This is a genomic window from Flavobacterium salmonis, assembly GCF_903819435.1.
GTDB classification, from domain to species: domain Bacteria; phylum Bacteroidota; class Bacteroidia; order Flavobacteriales; family Flavobacteriaceae; genus Flavobacterium; species Flavobacterium chungangense.
The window spans coordinates 63,846-86,168 of sequence record NZ_CAIJDP010000089.1 but is presented as its reverse complement, the minus strand read 5'-3'; the positions used below and the strand labels follow the sequence as shown (position 1 = coordinate 86,168).

Genomic DNA, 22,323 nt, shown 5'->3' with positions numbered 1-22,323 from the left:
ATATATATTTTTATACTTTGTAATACAAATTAGTAATATTAATTAAAGAATTATGAGTAAATTTCGTTTAGATGAAGTAGATCACCAGATTTTAGATATGTTAATAGATAACACGAGAGTTCCGTTTACTGACATTGCAAAAAAATTGTTGATTTCTGCCGGAACTGTACATGTTAGAGTAAAAAAAATGGAAGATGCCGGGATAATCATGGGATCTTCATTAGCCTTAGATTATGATAAATTAGGGTATTCATTTATTGCGTATGTAGGGGTGTTTCTTAATAATACATCTCAAACAAAATTTGTATTAGAGCGAATTAATCAAATTCCTTTCGTAACTGTAGCTTCAGTAACTACAGGAAAATTTAATATTTTTTGCAAAATTAGAGCGAAAGACACTAAACATGCAAAAGAAGTTATCTTTATGATTGATGATATCGAAGGAGTTTACAGAACTGAAACAATGATTTCATTAGAAGAAAGTATTAACGATAAGAAGCGTTTGATGCATACTATTTTTAAAAATATGTAATATTTTCTTGAATGCTATATTAAAAAATATAACCTCAAGTTTTCTTGGGGTTTTTTTATGACTAAATAACCAATCAACTATAAAAGGATTATGTACACGTTACCTAAAATAGAGCGTTTTAATCAGGATGTTCTCTCTAAATACCATATTTATAATAGTGTTTTTATAACATTACCTTTTGATTCTATTGATAATACAGGGGTTTTGCTTCCTTTGTTTACAGAAACCTGCGAAACAGGCTTTAAAAAACAGGAAACTCCTAAGGAGATTTTTGACTTTTTTTCAAATAAATTTTTGAATAACGCTTCAGAGACAGAAAAGATAGATTTAATGTTTCGATTTATACAGTATATCGAACGTCAGATTGTATTGTTTGATGCAATTGAAGATGCTGCTTTTCCAGTGGTGAATAACATGGAAGGGCGAGGTTCGCTTCGTGATATTAAGGAAAAATCAGATGCAAAAGAAAAAGACGATGAATTGATTGAGTTTCTTGAAAATTTCAACGTTAGAACTGTTTTAACTGCTCATCCTACACAATTTTATCCTGGGCCTGTTCTTGGTATTATAAATGATTTAACTGAGGCAATCAGGCAAAACGATTTATTGAAAATAAAACAGTTGTTGGCGCAGTTGGGAAAAACTCCATTTATACAAAATGAAAAGCCAAATCCATATGATGAAGCAGTTAGTTTGATTTGGTATTTGGAAAATGTATTTTATGAAACTGCAGGAGAAATAGTTCATTATTTACAGAAAAATATTCTTCAGGGAGAAGCGATTCAAAATCAGTTGATAAAACTTGGTTTCTGGCCGGGAGGTGATCGTGATGGAAATCCTTTTGTAACTACAGATATTACATTAAAAGTTGCAGAACGTCTACGTACTTCAATTTTGAAATGTTATTATGTTGAAATGCGAAACCTGAAAAGAAAGTTAACTTTCTCAGGTGTAGATACTTTGGTGGCTGAACTTGAATATAAACTTTATAGGTCTGTTTTTTATTCTAAAGGTGAAATTTATATTACTTTAGATGAATTGCTAACTCAGCTAAATAAAATCAGAAATATAATTATAGAAAAGCATCAATCTTTATATCTGGATGAATTAGAAGCATTATTGGTTAAAATTAATTTGTTTGGGTTTCATTTTGCTACTTTAGATATTCGTCAGAACAGTAAAATTCACAATGCAGTTTTTCATGATGTTGTAAGTTATTATTTAAATTCAGATTCAAAAATATTCCCTGAAAATTATTTTGATTTATCCGAGGATGAAAAGTTAGTTGTTCTGTCAAAAGTTAAAGGTGATTTAAATCCTGCAGATTTTGACAATGAAATTACCAAACTGACTTTAGAGTCTGTTCAGGCAATCAAAACGATTCAGGAAAACAATGGTGAATTTGGTGCAAATCGTTACATCATTAGTAACAATGAAAGTGCATTGAATGTAATGGAGACTTTTGCCATGATTCGCTTAAATAATTGGGAAAACCCTACGGTTGATATTATTCCACTTTTCGAATCAGTTGATGATTTGCAAAATGCGCATTCAATAATGGAGCAGTTATATACGAATCCTGAATATGCAGCACATTTGAAATCCCGTGATAATAAACAAACTATTATGCTTGGTTTCTCTGACGGAACAAAAGATGGTGGTTATTTAATGGCAAACTGGAGCATCTATCAGGCAAAAATTGAGCTTACCGAAATTTCAAGAAAGTATGGTATAAAAGCTATTTTCTTTGATGGACGTGGAGGTCCGCCTGCTCGTGGTGGTGGAAAAACGCATAAATTTTACGCATCCTTAGGGCCTAAAATCGAGAACAACGAAATTCAAATTACAGTACAGGGACAAACTATTAGCTCTAATTTTGGAACTTTAGATTCTTGCCGTTACAATATAGAAAATTTATTAAGTGCCGGAGTGACAAATCAGGTTTTTAGTAAAGAGAAAAATGAACTGACTGTTGAGGAAACAGCAATTTTGACTCAATTGGCAGGTTTGGGATATGATAAATATTTAAGCTTTAAAAATCATCCTAAGTTTATACCATATTTGGAGAAGATGAGTACGTTAAAATACTATTCTAAAACCAATATTGGAAGCCGTCCATCTAAAAGAAGCAAATCTGAACAATTGGATTTTGCCGATTTAAGAGCAATTCCTTTTGTGGGTTCATGGAGTCAATTAAAGCAAAATGTACCAGGATTTTTTGGTGTAGGATCAGCTCTAAAATATTTTGAAGAGACTAATCAATGGGAGAAAGTGAGCGATTTATATCATAATTCTTTATTTTTTAAGACCCTTTTGGAAAATAGTATGATGTCATTGGCAAAATCATTTTTACCATTAACAGCTTACATGAGAAAAGATCCTGAGTTTGGTGAATTCTGGCAGATTATTTACGATGAATTCTCAGAAACAAAACGTCTTTTATTAAAAATTGCAGGTCATAAAACCTTAATGGAAAATTACCCTGATGGTATAGCATCAATTCAAGTTAGAGAACGTATCGTATTGCCATTGTTGACTATACAACAATATGCATTATTAAGAATTAATGAACTGAACAAAGAAAAAATAATTGATCAGGATTTGATTAAAGTGTATGAAAAAATTGTAACCCGTTCATTGTTCGGAAATACAAATGCTAGTAGAAACTCTGCTTAAATCTAAAATTATGATAGCTTCAGATTTACAAACAAATGAGTATTCTATTTTTAATGCGATTTATATTAAAGCTGCTGGTGATAAAACATTAGTGCAAGGCTTAATAGAGGGCTTGTCTCAGCTGGTTAATTTTGTAAAAAATATTCCAGCTGAAAAATTAGAATATCGTTATGCAGAAGGAAAATGGACAATCAAAGATATTGTACTGCATATGATAGACACGGAGCGTATTTTTGCATATCGCGCCTTAAGAATCAGTAGGGGAGATCAAACGCCTTTACCCGGATTTGAAGAAAATGATTATGTGCCATTTGCATTTGCTAATTCTCGTTCAATAGAAAGTTTATTGGCTGAATATGAAAATACCAGAAAAGCAACAATCAGTTTTTTTGAGGGTCTAAATGAAGAACAGTTTTTATTTATGGGCAGAGCTTCAAATACAGCTATTTCAGTAAGAGCAATTGGGTTTATTATTACAGGTCATCAAAATCATCATTTAAGAGTAATTTCAGAGCGGTATTTGTAATTTAATCTAAAGCACGAATAGTGATAAAATAGCGATAACCAATAATTGCCATTTGCCATTTTTTTGCTTTCGAAATATCGAGACCTTGTTTGGTAAAACTTGGTAAAATAATTTTATTTATTTTGGCTAGTATTTTATACATAAGTGAATTATTTTTTTCAAAGATATAAAAAAAGACTTTGCTGTAATGGCAAAGTCTTTTTTACGTTTTAGATAATCGATTTAAGATTTTTGGCTTTCTTTCTCCATTTCTTTCATTTCTTTTTCATGAAGTTTCATGTTTTTTTCGAATTGCTTCATGTCTTTCTCGAATTGTTTCATGTTTACTTCATACTCTTTCGAATCTTTACCATATTTTATTTCAATTTCTTCAGTATATTTCTCCATGTCAGCATTGAATTTATCCATTGCTACTTCATATTTTTCCATTTCTTTTTCAAAAAGGGCTTCGCGTTTAGACATGATTTCTTCAACTTGTTTTTCGTACGCAGACATATCCGGTTCAAAAGACTCCATTTTTTTTTCAAATTCAGCCATTTCTTTTTCAAATTTACTCATGGCTGCTTTATCCTTTGGATTTGATGGAGGAACTGGTGGTTTTGGCATTTTTGACATATCTGGAGCAGGAGCTTGCGGCATTGGACCTGTTGGAAATGTAGGCGGAGTAGGAGGAACAGGAGGTGTAATTGTTGAAATTGTATTTATCTTAGTTGAATTGCTTTTACCATTTATGATAAGATTATCACCAACAACTATTGGTTTATCCATTCCGCCGTCGGTAACCACATTGATTTTTTTAGATCCGTTTTCTGTTGTAATAACAATTCCACAGCTTTTAATAGGTTTGTCTCCTTCAATTTGTATGGTTTGATCTTCACCGGTTCCTTTTTGGATTTCTACTTTAATTGCTGTTAATTCGTTTTTGGTATTCCTTTTAATATCAGATATAACAACATCTACATTATGATTTTGTTTTAATTTTTCAGTAAATTCTTTTAACTCCTGATCGGTCGTGCTTTTTTTAATTTTATAAACGTCAACAGAAGTTGGGTTTTTAGAAATTTGCTGAGCTTCTTTTTTCTCTTGTGCAATAGTTTTAATTTGAAATAAAAATACAAATGCTACAAGTGCCGGAAGTATGGCATAATACTTCCAATAATTTCTCTTTTTTGATTGATTTTTGTTTAACATGACAATTCGTTTTTTGATTAATGATTGATAAAAATGATTGGTAATGGCTACACAGCTTTCATATGTAGTTATTTTTAAAAGTGTGTATTGATACGCTTTTTTGTCTGATATTTTTTTAGAGGCTTCGTTATCGGCAATAAATTCAAGATTTTGTAAAATGGCTTTTTTATACAGCCAAATAATTGGATTGAACCAAAACAGGAGGCAAAACACTCTGGAAATTAATACGTCTATAGTATGATTCTGATCGCTATGTACCTTTTCGTGCTCAATAATGTTTTCTAATTCTGCACTTGTATACATTGATGAGTTGTATACGATATAATCAAAATAAGAAAATGGAGCAATGTTTTCGGATACATCAATGAATTTAAAGTCAGCTTGCTGTTGTATTTTTTTTCCTTTCAGGACTGAATTTAAACTATAAAAATCAGCAGCAAATTTCATTATAAGTATAAAGAATCCAATACAATAAGTAGAAATTATCACGTAATTCCAATTGATTTCAAATGATTCCTGTTGAATAGTTTGGGATATAAAACTTTGTGAATAATTAGCACTTGAGACTGGAACAGGATCTATCCAGACAATTTTTGTGTAAAACAAAAAAGGTAGAATTAGTGACGTTACTAAACCTGTCAGTAAAAACCATCTGTTACTGTTGAAAAATGTTTCTTTGCGTAATAAAAAATAATAGGCACAATAAAACAATATAACTAATCCGGATGATTTTGCAATATAAATAAAAAGTGCTTCCATAGTAATTATTTTTCTTCTTCTTTTGGAGTTTCAATCATAGCTAAGATTTCACGTAATTCAGCTGCAGATATTTTTTCTTCTTTTGCAAAAAAGGAAACCATATTTTTATAAGAACTGTTGAAATAATTATCAATTGCAGTTTTCATATACTTTTTACTATATGCTTCCAAAGTTATTATCGGATAATATTGATGTGTGTTCCCAAAAGCGTTGTGTGCAACAAATCCTTTTTCTTCCAGATTGCGAATAATTGTCGAAAGCGTGTTATAATGTGGTTGGTCTTCTTTTATTTCAGCCTGAACTTCTTTTACAAAAGCTTTTTTTAGCTTCCATAAAATGTGCATTATTTCTTCTTCCTTGTTGGTTAATTTTTGCATGTTGTTTTATTTTAATCAAATCTACAACTATTTTTTTAGTTGCACAACTAAAAAAATAGTTTTGTAACGTCTTTTATAGTTTTAAAGTGGTTTGTTTAGGTTATTTATTTTATAATCAGTATTTTAAATAAAAAAAAGGCTGTCTAAGTTTTAGACAGCCTTTGAGAATTTTTGTTTTGTAAATTAATACAATCGGGTAAATAATCCTTTTTTATTACCGGAACCTCCGCTGCCAGTAATAGTAATGTGCCCCGTGTTTCCATTACCATCATAACCCCAGGCAAGATTGTTTGTAGCAGTGTTATTAGTTACAGTGTGAGCAACGTTTTGTCCGGCACTTCCTAATTTAAACCCGTTTCCATCTCCATTTGTTCCAAAACCGTTATTACTGGCTGTACAACCTTTTATTGTTACAGTATAAGGTTGTCCATAAAGATCCCACCCGTCATCAGAATTATGGTTTGCTGTACAGTTTTCAAATACATTGTTTTTTCCGGCTGATAATTTGCAGGCAAAACCATCTGCATTTTCTCCTGCATTTGCAGCATCATAATTGTCGTTTGACTTGCAGGAAAGAATGTAGTTATCGTGTCCTCCATTATAAATTTGTAAACCTGAATCCCCGTTTGCTAAAGTACTTACATTATTAACATAGTTGTATCCTCCAGATTGAAATACCAAACCGCAATCAGGTGCATTTTTGATTGTCATACTTGTAATGTTCCAATAACTTCCGTTTACTTTTACCCCCCAGCTTCCAGATGGCAGACCTGAGCAATTTAATGTACCTCCTGTAAAACTTATTTTCGAACTTGAAGTACCGCTTTTTGCAAGCTCAAGAGTTTGTGTAAGGTTTATTGTACCGCTAATTTTAATAACGTCACCGGCCACTGCAGATGATACAGCTGATCTTAAAGCTGCCTCCGTTGTAACTGTAGTGGTTTTGGCAGTAAGAGAAGTGCTTGTTGGTGTAGTTTCCTGTTTATCAATCGCAGTTTCATTTTCTGTTACTGGTGTGTCGCTGGTTTCGCAAGCGGTAAAAGAAAGGATCGAACATAAAAAAAGCAATCTAAAATTTGTTTTCATAATAATAAAGTTTGATTAGTGGTTAATAATGAGGTTAAAAAATGTTATTATCTAATTCTAAGCGCTTAAAATTAAAATACTGATTACCAGTGTGTAATCGATTACGCAAACTTATGTAAAAAAAATAATATAAATTGATTATTATTTAAAAAAATATAAAAAAAATGATTATTAGTAAAAAATATTAATTAAAAAATTGAATTAGTTCAATAAATTAACTAAAATATAAATTTATTTTACAATGTTGTTTTTTTATGAAGTGAATAAAGCTTTTAAAAAATCCGTATAAGATTTATCCGCAACTTTAAACATATCAGACAATAAATCAGGAGGACAACAATTAATTTGTTGTTTTTGGTTAATTTTGCCAAAAATTTTTATGATGAAAAAAATCTTAGTTTTTATTTCGTTTTTATTTTTAACTACAGGCTTTTGCCAAAAAAAAATTAATCCTTCAGATGTTGAAAAATTTCAGAAAAAGATTAATTCTGAATATGCTGATGCTAAGACGAGTCCATTAATGGAAGAGGATTTAAAAACTTTTAAAACGCTAGAGTTTTATCCTGTAAAAAGTAAATATTTTGTGAATGCAAAATTTGTAAAAGCAAAAAACGAAAAAATTTTTGAAATGAAAACCTCTACAAGCAGAAGGCCTAAATATATTAAATATGGTACTGTTTCGTTTGTAGTTGATGGAATATTACTAAAATTAAATGTTTATCAGGATGTTGCACTCTCTAATACAAATGAATATAAAGATTATCTGTTTTTGCCTTTTTCAGATTTGACCTGTGGAAAGGAAAGTTATATTGGTGGAAGATATATTGATTTGAAAATTCCGACAGGAAATACAATTTCAATAGATTTTAACCAAGCCTATAATCCATATTGTGCTTATAATCATAAATATTCATGCCCAATAGTCCCATTAGAAAATGATTTAAATGTTGCAATCAGAGCGGGTGTCAAAACTTTTCATTAATGGAGTTTTTTAATTTTCATACACATCAGTTTACAAATAATCCTGATATTTTAGAATTAGTTAATCAATATCCTCAAGATTTTGATGCTTCAATTCCGTTTTATTCTATTGGAATTCATCCGTGGTATATTGTTGAAAACAGAATTGATGCGCATTTAAAAATTATTGAAGAAAAATTAAAACAGAATAAATGTCTGGCTATTGGTGAATGCGGTTTGGATAAAAGAATAGAAATTCCGTTTGATCAGCAAATAATTGTTTTTGAAAAACAATTATATTTAGCCGAAAAAAATAAAAAACCGGTTGTAATACATTGCGTAGCGGCTTTTCAGGAAATAATTGCAATTAAGAAAAAAATGAAAATCTCTGTTCCTATGATTATACATGGATTTTCAAAAAATATCCAGATTTCTAATCAACTTATTAAGGAAGGATTTTATCTTTCATTTGGAAAAAGTTTACTTAGAAATTCTGATTTAAAAACAATTTTTCAGAATGTTCCAAATGATAGATTTTTTTTGGAAACAGATACAATTGAAGAAAATATTGATAAAGTTTATGATTTAGCTTCTAAATATAAGCAATTAACAATAAGAGAATTAAAATCAATCATCACAAGCAATTTTGAGGTGGTTTTTAACGCGAGTAAAATTTAATGAATAAAAATAAATACTAAATATATGGCAGAATGGACAGAAAGAGCTGAGCTTTTATTTAAAAAAGAAGGTTTAAATAATTTACAAAACGCAAATGTTTTGGTAGTAGGTTTAGGCGGGGTTGGCTCGTTTGCAGCAGAATTTTTAGCAAGAGCAGGAGTTGGAAAAATGACAATTGTTGATGGTGATGTGGTTGATATTACCAATATAAACAGGCAATTGCCAGCTTTGCATTCGACTGTTGGACAACCAAAAATTACTATTGTGGGTGACCGTTTACAGGATATTAATCCGGAACTAAAACTCACCCGTATACAGGAATTTTTGTCTCCTGAACGTGCTTTCGAAATTGTTTCTGATGAGTTTGATTATGTTTTAGACTGTATTGACAGTGTTACTCCAAAGCTAAATTTAATTATTGCAGCTAAGCGTAAAAGAGTTAAAATTATTAGCAGTATGGGTGCTGGAGGAAAAATGGAGGCTTCAAAAGTCAAAGTAACAGATATTACAAATACTGTAAATTGTTTCTTTGCAAAAACCATTCGCAGACGTTTGAAAGAATCTAAAATTGACAAATTAAAAGTGGTTTTTTCTTCGGAAATTCAGGACGAATCAAGTTTAAGAATGACTGACGGATCCAATTATAAAAAATCTTTTTACGGAACCAATAGTTACATGCCAGGTTTATTTGGATTATACGCAGCTGAAACAGTAATTCGTTATTTGATAAAGAAAAATAAATAATAATTTAAGAGCTTATAAAGTAATGATAAAAACTGTAATTTTTGATATGGACGGTGTAATAGTAGACACAGAACCTGTTCACCGCTATGCCTATTACAAACAATTTTCGGAGTTAAAAATTACTGTGACAGAAGAAATGTATACCTCGTTCACAGGTTTTTCGACACGAAATACTTTTCAGACATTAAAAGATTTTTTTCCAACAATTGAACACGGAATTGAAGATTTAATTCAAAGAAAGAGAAGCATTTTTAATGATGCTTTTGATACAAAAGAAGATTTGTATTTATTAGAAGGTGTTGAGGACTTAATAAAAGATTTGCACGCTAACGGAATTCAGCTAATCTTGGCCTCATCTGCTTCGAAAGTAACTATTGATCGCGTTTTTACCCGATTTAATTTATACCAATTTTTTTCTGCAATTGTAAGTGGTGAAGATTTTCCTCAATCAAAACCAAATCCTGCAATTTTTGTGCATGCAGCTTCTTTATCAGTCGCACCAAAAGAAAATTGTATTATAATTGAAGATAGTACCAATGGTGTAAAAGCGGCAAAGGGTGCAGGTATTTTTTGTGTTGGTTACAAAAGTGAAAATTCTAAAGGACAGGATTTATCCGAAGCTAATTTGATTATCAATCATTTTAATGAATTAAGCGCAGAAAAAATATCACAACTAATAGTCTGAATTAAGTAAAATTTAACTTTTTCCCCTTTTTGAATTTGTAAATTTGAAAAAAACAAAAATAGAGTTATAAAAAATGAAAAAAATACTTATTGCATTAGCCATTATTTTGGCGCCTTTTGCTGTAGAAGCACAAATAAAAACTCCACAGGCTAGTCCAAAAGGATATATCAAACAAACTGTTGGATTAACGGATGTTGAAGTTACATATTCAAGACCAGGTGCCAGAGGCAGGGCAGTATTTGGAAATTTAGTTCCGTTTGGGAAGTTATGGAGAACAGGTGCTAACGAAAATACAATCATCAATTTTGGAGATGATGTGGTTATTGATGGGAAAACTTTAAAAAAAGGGAAATATTCAATTTATACGATTCCGAAAATTGAAAGCTGGGAAGTGATTTTTTATCTTTCTACAGATAATTGGGGATTGCCTGAAAACTGGAGCGATGCTTATGTAGCTTTACGAACAACCGTAAAAGAAGATGGCCTGCCAACTCCGGTTGAAACTTTTACAATTGGTATAAATGGTTTGGAGCAAAATTCAGCTTATTTAGAGATGGCTTGGGAAAACTCTCATATCGCCTTGAAATTTGAAGTTCCTACTGCAAAAATAGCAACTGCAAGTATTAAAAAAACATTGGCAGGACCAACATGGAATGATTATTATGCGGCATCACAATATTTATTTCAATCAAATGGCGATATGATCAGTGCAAGAGAATATGTTGATAAAGCTTTGGAATTAAGTACAGATAAGCCTTATTATTTATCAAGATTGAAATCATTAATTCAGGCAAAACAAGGAGATAAAGCAGGTGCTATTGAAACGGCTAAAATTTCTTTGGCTGCTTCAGAAGCTGCAAATAATCAGGATTATGTAAAAATGAATAAGGATAGTATTTCAGAATGGAGTAGATAATCCTTATCTTTTTTGTAAAATAAAACCCATTTTGAATGTTTGTCAAAAAGGGTTTTATTGTTTTAATTAAAGATTTCTATTTCAAATGAGGTATTGAAAGTTTGATTTGCTTCCAGAATTAAGATTCCCTCTTTTTTAAACAAATCACCAAATTTTTCAACAGTATCAGAATAACCAAACCAAGGTTCAATGCAAATAAAAGGAGCATTTTCCTTAGTCCAGATTCCTAAATTTGGAAAGCCTTTAAAATCTACTTTAATATATGGCTTTGAATTTTGAAAAATAGTTAATGAATTTGATTTGAGCCTTTTAAAAACCAAAGCATCGTTTTCAAATAATTTATAATTTAATGACACTTCATTATTTACAGTTTCTAAAATTTTAGTTGTATTAGAAATTAATCCATCTTCAAGAAGTGAATATTTTAATTTTTCTTCTTTTTCGAACTGAATACTGTAATTTGAAAATTTTTCAGGTAAAGAAAAGGCAGGATGAGCACCTATAGAAAAAGGGAGTTTTGTTTCTCCTTTATTGATTACTTTGTATTCAATATTTAGTTTGTGTTCTTCAAGTTTGTAAATAATCTGTAATTCAAATTTAAAGGGATATTTTTGAAGCGTTTCTTCATTATAAGATAAAGAAAAAGTAGCTGAAGATTCCGTTTTTTTGATCAATTGAAATTCCATGTCGCGGGCAAAGCCATGTCTCCCTAAATTATATTCCTTTTCGTTAAAAGTATAACTTTCATTTTTTAAGCTTCCTACAATTGGAAAGAGAATTGGAGAATGTTTTGGCCAGAAATTTGGATCGCCATTCCACATATATTCTTTGTTTCCATTGTCAAGAAGGGAGAATAATTCAGCTCCGTGAAGTTTAATAGAAGCTTTAAGTTTTGAATTTGATATTATTGTGTTCAAAATAGAATTTTTAAAAGATTAATTTTGTGTTCATTATAAATATAATTTTATAAATTTTATTTTCTTAAGAAAATCGCTTAAATTATTTTTTTGATAATATTTTGCTAAAATTAAATATATGCTTTGGCTTTTCTCTGCAAATAGCTTTTTTTTTCATTAATTTGCTATATAAACAGATATAAATATGAAAAAACAGTTCTCTAAAGCCTTACTGACAATAGCTTTGTTTGGAGGAATTTCTTCTGTTTGGGCACAACAAGCACCATCAACAGCAGTAACTCCCGTTAATAATTACAATTATCATGATGCTTTTGCACCGCACTTTTACACAAAAAATGGTTCTCCAACCCGTACAGCAAGCGGCCAGCCGGGAGTTGAATACTGGCAAAACAGGGCTGATTATCAAATTACAGCAAAGTTAAATGCAAATACAAATGAAATTGTTGGTACAGATGAAATTACATATACCAATAATAGTCCTGATAAGTTGTCATTTCTATGGCTTAATTTAGATCAGAATTTATTTAAAAATGATTCAAGAGGAAATGCTGTTGTGCCTTTAACAGGTAGCCGAAATGGTGCTCAGGGACAGGTTTTTGATGGTGGAAATAAAATAAAATCAGTAAAAGTGATTTCTGGCGGTAAGGAAAAAACTGAAGTTGAAGCGAAATATATAGTTACAGATACCAGAATGCAAATTTTCCTTCCAAAGGAATTAGCTTCCAAAGGGGCTTCTGTAAAAATTAAAATTGAGTTTTCATTCATTGCCCCATTTGAAGGTTCAGACAGAATGGGAGTTTTGGAAACTAAAAACGGAAAGATATTTACAATTGCACAGTGGTATCCTCGCATGTGTGTTTATGATGATGTAAGAGGATGGAATACGGCTCCGTATCTTGGAGCTTCAGAATTTTATTTGGAATATGGTAATTTTGATGTAAAACTTACAGTACCTTCAAATCATTATGTTGTTGGTTCAGGAGAATTGGTAAATGGATCAGAGGTTTTACCTGCTGAGCAATTTAAACGTTACAAAGATGCTTCTCAAAGTGATAAAACAGTTGTAATTCGCTCTGCAGAAGAGGTTGCAGCTACTGCAAATGCAAATGCGTCAGCAGAAAAAACATGGCACTACCAAATTAAAAATGCACGTGATTTTTCATGGGCATCATCTCCGGCTTTTATTTTAGATGGAGCAAAAATAAACCTGCCAAGCGGTAAAAAGGCTTTGGCTTTATCTGCCTATCCTGTTGAAAGTGCAGGAAAAGATGCTTATGGACGTTCTACGGAATATGTAAAAGCATCTATTGAACATTATTCTAAACAATGGTTTGAATATCCTTATCCGGTTGCTACCAATGTGGCAGGAAACGAAGGAGGGATGGAATATCCCGGAATTGTTTTTTGTGGATGGAAATCAAAAGGCCAGGATTTATGGGGAGTTACAGATCATGAATTTGGTCACATTTGGTTTCCTATGATTGTAGGCTCTAATGAACGATTATTTGCATGGATGGATGAAGGTTTTAATACTTTTATTAATTCATTGAGTACTACAGCTTTTAATAATGGTGAGTATAAAGAAAAAGCAACTGATTTGCATGAAGAAGCAGAATCTTTTACAAGACCTGATTTAGAAACCATTATGAGTTCTCCGGATAATATGAAAGAAGCTAATATTGGTATGTTGTGTTATTTTAAACCAAGTGCAGGTCTGATACTTTTAAGAGAGCAGGTTTTAGGAAAAGAACGTTTTGATACTGCATTTAGAACTTATATAGAACGTTGGGCTTACAAGCACCCAACGCCGGATGATTTCTTTAGATCTATGGAAAATGTTGCAGGCGAAGATTTAAGCTGGTTCTGGAGAAGCTGGTATGTAAACAACTGGCGTTTTGATCAGGGAATTAATTCTATCAAATATGTGAAAAATGATCCTGCAAAAGGTGTCATCATCAATATTGAAAATTTTGATAAAATGCCAATGCCAATTGTTTTAGATGTTAAGGCAAAAAGCGGAAAGGTTACAAGAGTTAAATTACCTGTAGAAATTTGGCAGCGTAATAATGACTGGTCTTTCAAACATAATTCTACTGAAGTAATAGAAAGCATTACTTTAGATCCTGATCACGTGTTTCCGGATAATAATGAAAGTAACAATGTTTGGACTGCAGGTAAAGGAAAAATTGAAAAAGACATTATTCTGGACAGTTATTTAGGGATTTATTCTACAAAGAATGCACCTTTGAAAATTGAATTAACTGAGAAAAGTAGTGTTTTGAATGTAGAGATTACAGATTTCCCAAAGTTTACAGTTGATCCTGTTGCAGGAGAAAAAGATACTTTTATATCTAATAGAGCAGGTTTGAAATTCAAATTTAATGAAGCAAAAACGGCTTTTGATATGACTGTTTTGGGGAACGGACAAGTAATACCGTTTACTAAAAACTAAAATAAATTTTGTAAATAACTCTTTCCGATAGGTTTATGAAAATCTATCGGACTTTTTTTGTTTAAAAAACAACATACAATTAAAAAAATGTTAGAATTTTAAAAATTAGTTTTCTAAATAAAAAAATAGTGTACTTTTGCACCAATGAATAAAATAAGTTTACATATAACTTCTTTGTCACGGACAATCTCTCCTGGTACTTCTCCCGAAGTACGGATGCTATCTATATAGTATTCAAAGAGTTTTTCGTCGCGTATTTATTTATATTCATTTTTCATTTTGAAATCACATAAGTTGTCCATCGGACAAACATATACAAAAAACATTTATTTATTTAGAAAGTTCCTTAATCAAGTTTTTGATTTTGAGAATACTGCTTCAACAGCTTTTAATTTTATTAGCTGGTATTTTAGATTTCAAACCAAACAATATTTTTTAATGTTAACGCTAAACTTCAATTATTGAAATGAAGATCTCTATTGTTGTTACTCAGGAAGAACACTTCAAATTCGCACAGGAAATTTGCGATACGATAGAATCATCGGCCTTGTTAAGAGGTACGGGGATTGCTAAAAGAACGCCTGAGTATATTCAGAAAAAAATGTCTAATGGCGATGCGATGATTGCTCTGGCAGACGGAAAATTTGCAGGTTTTTGTTATATAGAAAGCTGGCAGCACGGACAATTCGTGGCACATTCAGGGTTAATTGTACACCCAGATTATAGAAATTTAGGTTTAGCGAAAAAGATAAAATCTAAGGTTTTTGAATATTCATTACAAAAGTATCCGGATGCAAAAATATTTGGTATTACAACTGGTTTAGCTGTAATGAAAATCAATTCTGATTTGGGTTATAAACCTGTTCCTTTTTCAGAATTAACTACTGATCCAAGTTTTTGGGCAGGATGTAAAACCTGTACTAACTTTCAAATTCTGCAAAGTAAAGAAAATAAAATGTGTCTTTGTACAGGAATGTTATATGACCCAAAAGATAAACCCAAAGATCCACCAAGACATCCTTTTAATGAGGCTGTTTTAAGCAGACTTAAAAAAATTAAGCAAGCTTTATTTTTAAACAAATTATTGTCATTTATTTTTTTATTTAAAATTTAATTAAAAGAAATCTCAAACTGCTACATACGAAAGTATTAGCCTAAATTATAAAAAATGAAAAAAGTAGTATTAGCTTATAGCGGAGGATTAGATACCTCGTATTGTTTGAAATATTTAAAAAATGAAAAAGGATACGAGGTTCATACCGTACTTGTGGATACAGGAGGATTTGATGAAGAGGAATTATCTGCCATTGAAAAGAGAGCTTACGAGTTAGGAAGTGCACAACATGCCAACCTTACAATCGTAGACAAATATTATGATAAAGCTATAAAATATTTGATTTTCGGTAATGTATTAAAAAACAATACCTACCCGTTATCAGTAAGTGCAGAGCGTGTTTTTCAGGCCATTGAAGCAATTAAATATGCTAAAAAAGTAGGAGCAAGCGCAATTGCACACGGAAGTACGGGTGCTGGAAATGACCAGATTCGTTTTGATTTAATTTTCCAGACTATTGCTCCGGAAATTGAAATTATTACCCCAATTAGAGATTTAAAATTATCAAGACAAGAAGAAGTTGATTATTTAGCTCAAAACGGAGTACATTATTCTTGGGAAAAAGCACAATATTCTATCAATAAAGGACTTTGGGGAACAAGTGTTGGAGGTAAGGAAACGCTAACTTCAAGCCAGCCCTTGCCAAGTGAAGCTTATCCTTCACAATTGCAAAAAGATGGGGAAGAAAAAGTTACTCTTCATTTTGAGCAAGGAGAATTAGTTGCATTAAATGGAAAAAAAGATGTTCCTGAAAAAAATATTGTAAAACTTGAAAAACTGGCAAATGCATATGCAATTGGTAGAGATATTCACGTTGGAGACACCATTATCGGAATTAAAGGAAGAGTTGGTTTTGAAGCTGCTGCACCATTAATTATCATCAAAGCGCACCATTTATTAGAGAAACATACTCTAGGAAAATGGCAGCAATACTGGAAAGAACAATTAGGAAACTGGTACGGAATGTTATTTCACGAAGGTCAGTTTTTAGATCCGGTGATGAGAAACATTGAGACTTTTCTTCAGGATACTCAAAAAACAGTAAACGGAACTGTTACAGTTTCTTTAAAACCATATCATTTTTCGCTTGACGGAATTGAATCTAAAAACGATTTAATGAACACAGGTTTTGGTCAATACGGTGAAATGAATAATGCCTGGACATCTGATGATGCAAAAGGATTTATTAAAATTCTTGGAAATGCACAAAACATATTTTCATCTGTAAATCATTTAGATCATGATTAATATCGGAATTATTGGTGGTTCGGGTTACACGGCCGGAGAACTCATCAGAATTTTAATGTATCATCCAAATGTAAACATCGATTTTGTTTACAGTACAACAAATGCAGGAAAACCACTTTCTGTAGCGCACCACGATTTGATGGGGGATATTGAAATGAATTTTACGGATAAAATCAATCCAGATGTAAATGTTGTTTTTTTATGTTTGGGTCACGGTAAATCAATTTCTTTTTTAGAGGAAAATCAGTTTGGCAGTCATACCAAAATCATCGATTTAGGAAATGATTTCAGATTGAATAAAGATGCACATTTTGAAGGAAAAGATTTCATTTACGGGTTGCCTGAAATTAATAAAGCAGAAATTAAAAAAGCAGATTATATTGCAAATCCGGGTTGTTTTGCAACTGCTATTCAGTTGGCTTTACTGCCTTTAGCAAAACATAATTTACTGAATAATGATGTTCATATAAATGCCACAACCGGAAGTACAGGTGCAGGTGTAAGCCTTTCTGAAACTTCTCATTTCAGCTGGAGAAATAATAATTTTTCTCATTATAAAGCTTTTGAACATCAGCATTTAGGTGAAATTTCTGAAAGTCTGGTTCAGTTGCAGGATGACTTCGACAGCGAATTGCTTTTTATTCCAAACAGAGGAGATTTTCCAAGAGGAATTTTTGCAACACTTTACACATTGTGCGATGACAGTTTAGAACAATTAGTTGAAAAATATCAAGAGTTCTATAAAAATGAACCGTTTGTAACCGTTACAACAACTAACATCAACATGAAACAAGTGGTTCAGACGAATAAATGTATCATTAGTTTATTGAAAAAAGGAAACCGGGTTCTCATAACATCAATTATCGATAACTTAACCAAAGGTGCTTCAGGACAGGCAATTCAAAACATGAATTTAATGTTCGGATTAGAAGAAACCACAGGTTTAAATTTGAAACCAAGCGGATTTTAGAAAAAATTTGTTTCAGGTTTAAAGTTTCAGGTTTCACGTCCAGTACGTAACCTGAACCTGAACCTGAAACTTTAAACAAAAAACACATGAACTTATTCAACGTTTACCCATTATACGACATTACTCCGGTAAAAGCAATTGATTGTACCATTATCGACGACAAAGGAGTAGAATATTTAGATTTATACAGCGGTCATGGTGTGATTTCTATCGGACACACGCAGCCGGATTATGTAGCAAAACTTAAAAATCAATTAGACCATTTAGGATTTTATTCAAATGCAATTCAGAATCCTCTGCAGGTTGAATTGGCACAGAAATTAGGAAAACTTTCAGGATTAGAAGATTATGAATTGTTTTTGTGCAGTTCCGGAGCTGAAGCAAACGAAAATGCTTTAAAATTAGCTTCTTTCCATAACGGAAAATCAAGAGTTGTGGCTTTTCATAATTCTTTCCACGGAAGAACTTCTGCAGCAGTTGCCGTTACAGATAATAAAAAGATCGTTGCACCAATAAATGCACAGCAGGAAGTTACATTTTTACCTTTAAACCAAATCGAATTGGTTGAAGCTGAATTAGTAAAAGGCGATGTTACAGCAGTAATTATCGAAGGAATTCAGGGAGTTGGAGGTTTAGACCAGGGAACAACTGATTTTTTTCAGGCTTTAGAAAAAGCATGTAAAAAACATGATGTTGTTTTAATCTTAGACGAAGTGCAATCTGGATACGGAAGAAGTGGGAAATTCTTCGCTTTCCAACACCACGGAATCAATGCTGATATTATTTCAGTTGCAAAAGGAATGGGGAATGGTTTTCCTGTTGGAGCGATTTTGATTTCTCCAAAATTCGAGGCAAGTTTCGGATTATTAGGAACTACTTTCGGCGGAAGCCACTTGTCTTGTGCAGCAGGAATCGCAGTTCTGGATGTAATCGAAAAATTAGATTTACAAAAGAACGTAAATGAAGTTTATGAATATTTCTTAGAAAAAATCAAAGAAGTAGACGGAATCAAACAAGTAAAAGGAAAAGGCTTAATGCTTGGTGTTGAGTTTGATTTTGACGTAGCAGCATTGAGAAAAAAATTAATTATCGAAAAACACATTTTTACAGGAAGCGCAAACAACAAAAATCTATTAAGAATTTTACCGCCTTTAACAGTGAAAAAAGGAGATATCGATACGTTTGTGAAAGCTTTAAAAGAAAGTTTAGAAGAGCTTAAAAATTAATTGTCATTGGCTAAATATTAATAACAATGAATACAATACTTCCAATCGAAAAAAGGAATGCTGTTTTAACTACAATGGCGAGTTTATTAGAGCAGGAAAGAGAAGCACTTAAAAGCATCAACCAACAGGATTTAGCCAATTATTCGGGCGAAGATCTGGCAATGGAAAAGCGTTTGCTGGTAGATGATGCTAAAGTAAATGCTATGATTCTTTCCCTGCAGCAATTAGCGAGTCAGGAAGATCCGGTAGGGCAGGTTCGTTTTACTTTCACCCATGAAAACGGAATGAAAATCAGCAATAAAACAGCTGCTTTTGGAACTATTTTAATTATATATGAATCTCGTCCGGATGTAACTGTAGAAGCGGGAGGAATTGCATTTAAATCGGGAAATAAAATTCTTTTGAAAGGCGGTAAAGAATCCTTGCTTTCGAATCAGAAAATTGTAAGTCTTTGGCATCAGGCATTGGAAAATAATGGCGTTTCAACTGATTGGGTTGAATACTTGAATTATGATAGGGCTCAGACACAGGAATTTCTTGAAAAACCAACACAAAAAGTAGATTTAATTGTACCTCGAGGTGGTGAAAAACTGATTGAATTTACCAAAAAACATGCTACTTGTCCTGTAATTGTAAGTGGACGCGGAAATAATTTTGTGTATGTAAACTCAGATGCTGATTTAGAAAAAGCAATGGCGATTATCATTAACGGAAAAACATCAAATATATCAGTTTGCAATGCTTTGGATAAAGTATTGATTGATACGAATTTGCCAAATTGGGAAGTATTTGCTAAACAATTAGTGACTGAACTGGAAAAATTCAAAGTTACTGTTTTAGGAGATGAGGCTTTTGCAAAAGCAACAGGAGTTCCTGCTATTGAAAATGAATTGATTTGGTATGAAGAGTTTTTAGATTATAAAATTGTAATCGGAACGATAAATTCAAATCACGAAGCAATTGCCAAAATCAATAAATATTGCGGAGGTCATTCGGCTTCCATCATTACTGAAAGTGAAGCTTTGGCACAGGAATTTATGGATAATGTTGATGCTTCATCTGTGTACCATAATGCTTCGACCCGTTTTACGGATGGTGGACAGTTCGGTCTTGGTGGCGAATTAGCAATCAGTACCGATAAATTGCATCAGAGAGGACCAATTGGTTTACAGCATCTGGTTACCAATAAATGGTATGTGTACGGAGAAGGACAGATTAGATAGTTAGACTTTCTTAGATTGTTAGACTTCTTAGAATTTTAGATTGATGATTAACGATTTTTTGATTTTAGATTATTGGAATTTATTTAAAGATTTAGCTTGCGAACTTAGCGTTTTGTAAACGCAAACAACATTAAAAACCTTGCGCCCTTTGCGGTTAAAAAACAAGACATGGCTAAAAAACGGATTTTATTAAAAATAGGAAGTAATACCTTAACCAAAGAAACCAATCATATTTCGAGAGGAAAGATTGAAGATCTTGGAATACAGATTGCAGCTTTAAACGACGAATATGAATTCATCATAGTGAGCTCCGGGGCAATTGCGGCGGCAAAGCAATTTGTAAAGCTGGATAACCAGGATAAAGATGTTTTCGTAAAACAGGCGTTGGCATCTATTGGACAGCCACATTTAATGCGGATTTACAATGAAAATTTTAAGGATTTAGGATTAAATACCTCGCAGTGTTTGCTTTCTTATTCTGATTTCGAAAAAGAGCAGACCAAAAAGAACATTGTAAACACAATTAATGTATTGGTTAGAAACAATTACATTCCGATTATCAATGAAAATGATACTGTAGCAACAGATGAGATTCGGTTTGGAGATAACGACAAATTAGCAGCTTTAACGGCTGTTCTTTTAGATGTTGACATTCTGATAATTGCAACCAATACAAACGGGATTTATACGAAAGATTCAATTTGCAATGAAAATCCGGAAACAATTTCTTTAGTAAATGACCTGAAATCGCTCGAAAAAGAAATCGGAGATTCAAAATCATCACACGGAACAGGAGGGATGCAGTCTAAAATAGAAGCTGCAGGAATTGCAAAAGCGGCCAATATTGAAACGTGGATAGTCAACGGACTAAATGATAATTTTATTTTAAAAGCACTAAAGGATGAAATTCCATTTACTAAAATAATCTAATGAGTCAATTAGAAAATTAGTTAATTAGATAATGCACAATTATCCAATTTTCTAATTATCACATTATCTAAATTAATTTTAAAAAAAATGAACTACATTTCAATAAAAGATATCGACTCATTATCAAAATGGGTTAAAAGCGCGATCAAAATTAAAAAGAATCCGCTTAAGAACAAGAAATTAGGAAAGAATAAAACTTTAATAATGTTGTTTTTCAACTCTAGTCTGAGAACTCGTTTAAGTACACAAAAAGCGGCCATAAATTTAGGAATGAATGTTATGGTGATGAACTTTGGCAGCGAAGGCTGGACTTTGGAGTTTGAAGATGGAGCCGTAATGAATTCAGGTGCTTCAGAACACATTAAAGAAGCTGCTGAAGTAGTTTCTCAATATGGTGATATCATCGCCATCCGTGCTTTTGCAGGTCTGGTTGACAAAGAAAAAGATTATGCAGAAACTGTGATTTCAGGATTTTTAAAACATGCTACGGTACCAATCGTAAATATGGAAAGTGCTGTGCGTCATCCATTACAGTCATTGGCAGATGCGATTACGATGGAAGAATACAAAACGAAACACAAACCAAAAGTAGTACTTTCGTGGGCTCCGCATCCAAGAGCTTTGCCTCAGGCTGTTGCTAATTCATTTGTAGAAATGATGCAAATGCAAAAAGATATGGATTTTGTCATTACACATCCTGAAGGTTATGAATTAAGTCCGGAAATTACAAAAGATAGTAAAATCGAATACGATCAAAACAAAGCTTTCGAAAATGCTGATTTTGTTTACGTAAAAAACTGGAGTAATTTCAATGACTACGGAAAAGTAACCAACAGTGACCCAAACTGGACAGTTACAGCTGAAAAAATGGCTTTGACCAACAACGGAAAATTCATGCACTGTCTTCCGGTTCGTCGTAACGTAATTGTTAGCGATGAAGTAATCGATAGTGAAAATTCTATTGTAATTGAACAGGCAAACAATAGAACGTATTCTGCGCAATTAGTGTTACAGAAAATTTTGAAGAAATTGTAAAAAAAAAGCTTCTAAGATTCTGAGGTGCTAAGCTGCTAAGTATTTCAGAATCTAAAAAAAACTTAGCAGCTTAGAATC

Annotated in this window: 21 protein-coding genes; 16 read left to right on the top strand and 5 right to left on the bottom strand. The window is 32.1% G+C overall.

What is annotated here, in order from left to right; translation table 11 throughout:
* Positions 1 to 52: 52 nt before the first annotated feature.
* The 3 genes from FLACHUCJ7_RS22520 (at position 53) to FLACHUCJ7_RS22510 (ending at position 3,734) form a co-directional block, all read left to right on the top strand.
* Positions 53 to 532 carry an Lrp/AsnC family transcriptional regulator gene (locus FLACHUCJ7_RS22520; protein ID WP_007805990.1) on the top strand — a complete coding sequence of 160 codons (480 nt, stop codon included), beginning with the start codon at positions 53 to 55 and terminating at the stop codon, positions 530 to 532.
* A gap of 90 nt (positions 533 to 622) precedes the next feature.
* Complete coding sequence (locus FLACHUCJ7_RS22515; protein ID WP_078229323.1) at positions 623 to 3,208, top strand: phosphoenolpyruvate carboxylase; 2,586 nt, start codon at positions 623 to 625, stop codon at positions 3,206 to 3,208.
* A gap of 10 nt (positions 3,209 to 3,218) precedes the next feature.
* Positions 3,219 to 3,734: a DinB family protein gene (locus FLACHUCJ7_RS22510; RefSeq protein ID WP_180910593.1), complete on the top strand. Its 516-nt coding sequence runs from the start codon at positions 3,219 to 3,221 to the stop codon at positions 3,732 to 3,734.
* 1 nt (position 3,735) lies between these two features.
* On the opposite strand, the gene FLACHUCJ7_RS22505 is transcribed toward FLACHUCJ7_RS22510, so the two are convergent.
* The 4 genes from FLACHUCJ7_RS22505 to FLACHUCJ7_RS22490 form a co-directional block, all read right to left on the bottom strand.
* Positions 3,736 to 3,876: an SsrA-binding protein gene (locus tag FLACHUCJ7_RS22505; RefSeq protein ID WP_078229322.1), complete on the bottom strand. Its 141-nt coding sequence runs from the start codon at positions 3,874 to 3,876 to the stop codon at positions 3,736 to 3,738.
* Positions 3,877 to 3,956: 80 nt separating this feature from the next.
* Positions 3,957 to 5,684: a M56 family metallopeptidase gene (locus tag FLACHUCJ7_RS22500; RefSeq protein WP_078229321.1), complete on the bottom strand. Its 1,728-nt coding sequence runs from the start codon at positions 5,682 to 5,684 to the stop codon at positions 3,957 to 3,959.
* Positions 5,685 to 5,689: 5 nt separating this feature from the next.
* The gene (locus FLACHUCJ7_RS22495; RefSeq protein ID WP_031456550.1) at positions 5,690 to 6,061 is read right to left on the bottom strand and encodes a BlaI/MecI/CopY family transcriptional regulator; all 372 of its coding nucleotides are present in this window, start codon (positions 6,059 to 6,061) and stop codon (positions 5,690 to 5,692) included.
* Positions 6,062 to 6,244: 183 nt separating this feature from the next.
* Positions 6,245 to 7,147 (bottom strand): right-handed parallel beta-helix repeat-containing protein, encoded by a 903-nt coding sequence (locus FLACHUCJ7_RS22490; RefSeq protein WP_078229319.1) that lies wholly within the window; start codon positions 7,145 to 7,147, stop codon positions 6,245 to 6,247.
* A gap of 382 nt (positions 7,148 to 7,529) precedes the next feature.
* Here FLACHUCJ7_RS22490 and FLACHUCJ7_RS22485 point away from each other — a divergent pair, with 382 nt between their 5' ends.
* The 5 genes from FLACHUCJ7_RS22485 to FLACHUCJ7_RS22465 all read left to right on the top strand — a co-directional run bounded on the left by FLACHUCJ7_RS22485 (position 7,530) and on the right by FLACHUCJ7_RS22465 (position 11,130).
* Positions 7,530 to 8,129, top strand: a complete 600-nt coding sequence (locus FLACHUCJ7_RS22485) for a DUF1684 domain-containing protein (RefSeq protein ID WP_180910759.1) — start codon at positions 7,530 to 7,532, stop codon at positions 8,127 to 8,129.
* Positions 8,129 to 8,785 (top strand): TatD family hydrolase, encoded by a 657-nt coding sequence (locus FLACHUCJ7_RS22480; protein WP_180910590.1) that lies wholly within the window; start codon positions 8,129 to 8,131, stop codon positions 8,783 to 8,785. The genes FLACHUCJ7_RS22485 and FLACHUCJ7_RS22480 overlap by 1 nt, the downstream gene beginning before the upstream one ends.
* A 24-nt stretch (positions 8,786 to 8,809) precedes the next feature.
* A complete protein-coding gene (locus FLACHUCJ7_RS22475; RefSeq protein ID WP_180910588.1) occupies positions 8,810 to 9,529 on the top strand; it encodes a tRNA threonylcarbamoyladenosine dehydratase in 720 nt (239 codons plus the stop codon).
* Between the two features lie 22 nt (positions 9,530 to 9,551).
* Positions 9,552 to 10,214, top strand: coding sequence for an HAD family hydrolase (locus FLACHUCJ7_RS22470; protein ID WP_180910585.1), 663 nt, complete (start codon positions 9,552 to 9,554; stop codon positions 10,212 to 10,214).
* Between the two features lie 73 nt (positions 10,215 to 10,287).
* Positions 10,288 to 11,130 (top strand): DUF2911 domain-containing protein, encoded by an 843-nt coding sequence (locus FLACHUCJ7_RS22465; protein WP_180910583.1) that lies wholly within the window; start codon positions 10,288 to 10,290, stop codon positions 11,128 to 11,130.
* 62 nt (positions 11,131 to 11,192) lie between these two features.
* On the opposite strand, the gene FLACHUCJ7_RS22460 is transcribed toward FLACHUCJ7_RS22465, so the two are convergent.
* A complete protein-coding gene (locus FLACHUCJ7_RS22460) occupies positions 11,193 to 12,047 on the bottom strand; it encodes an aldose 1-epimerase family protein (protein ID WP_180910582.1) in 855 nt (284 codons plus the stop codon).
* 184 nt (positions 12,048 to 12,231) lie between these two features.
* On the opposite strand from FLACHUCJ7_RS22460, the gene FLACHUCJ7_RS22455 reads away from it, so the two are divergent.
* The 8 genes from FLACHUCJ7_RS22455 to FLACHUCJ7_RS22420 all read left to right on the top strand — a co-directional run bounded on the left by FLACHUCJ7_RS22455 (position 12,232) and on the right by FLACHUCJ7_RS22420 (position 22,245).
* Entirely contained in the window at positions 12,232 to 14,499 is a 2,268-nt protein-coding gene (locus FLACHUCJ7_RS22455) for a M1 family metallopeptidase (protein ID WP_180910580.1), read from the top strand.
* Between the two features lie 466 nt (positions 14,500 to 14,965).
* Complete coding sequence (locus tag FLACHUCJ7_RS22450; protein ID WP_180910578.1) at positions 14,966 to 15,613, top strand: GNAT family N-acetyltransferase; 648 nt, start codon at positions 14,966 to 14,968, stop codon at positions 15,611 to 15,613.
* 54 nt (positions 15,614 to 15,667) lie between these two features.
* Positions 15,668 to 16,861, top strand: coding sequence for an argininosuccinate synthase (locus tag FLACHUCJ7_RS22445; RefSeq protein ID WP_180910575.1), 1,194 nt, complete (start codon positions 15,668 to 15,670; stop codon positions 16,859 to 16,861).
* The gene (argC, locus tag FLACHUCJ7_RS22440) at positions 16,854 to 17,831 is read left to right on the top strand and encodes an N-acetyl-gamma-glutamyl-phosphate reductase (RefSeq protein ID WP_180910573.1); all 978 of its coding nucleotides are present in this window, start codon (positions 16,854 to 16,856) and stop codon (positions 17,829 to 17,831) included. The genes FLACHUCJ7_RS22445 and argC overlap by 8 nt, the downstream gene beginning before the upstream one ends.
* Positions 17,832 to 17,917: 86 nt before the next feature.
* Positions 17,918 to 19,057 (top strand): aspartate aminotransferase family protein, encoded by a 1,140-nt coding sequence (locus tag FLACHUCJ7_RS22435; RefSeq protein ID WP_180910570.1) that lies wholly within the window; start codon positions 17,918 to 17,920, stop codon positions 19,055 to 19,057.
* Between the two features lie 26 nt (positions 19,058 to 19,083).
* Positions 19,084 to 20,280, top strand: a complete 1,197-nt coding sequence (locus FLACHUCJ7_RS22430) for a glutamate-5-semialdehyde dehydrogenase (protein ID WP_078229309.1) — start codon at positions 19,084 to 19,086, stop codon at positions 20,278 to 20,280.
* Between the two features lie 168 nt (positions 20,281 to 20,448).
* Positions 20,449 to 21,210, top strand: coding sequence for a glutamate 5-kinase (gene proB / locus FLACHUCJ7_RS22425; RefSeq protein ID WP_078229308.1), 762 nt, complete (start codon positions 20,449 to 20,451; stop codon positions 21,208 to 21,210).
* An 87-nt stretch (positions 21,211 to 21,297) separates the two neighbouring features.
* Complete coding sequence (locus FLACHUCJ7_RS22420) at positions 21,298 to 22,245, top strand: N-acetylornithine carbamoyltransferase (RefSeq protein WP_078229307.1); 948 nt, start codon at positions 21,298 to 21,300, stop codon at positions 22,243 to 22,245.
* The last annotated feature ends 78 nt before the right edge of the window (positions 22,246 to 22,323 follow it).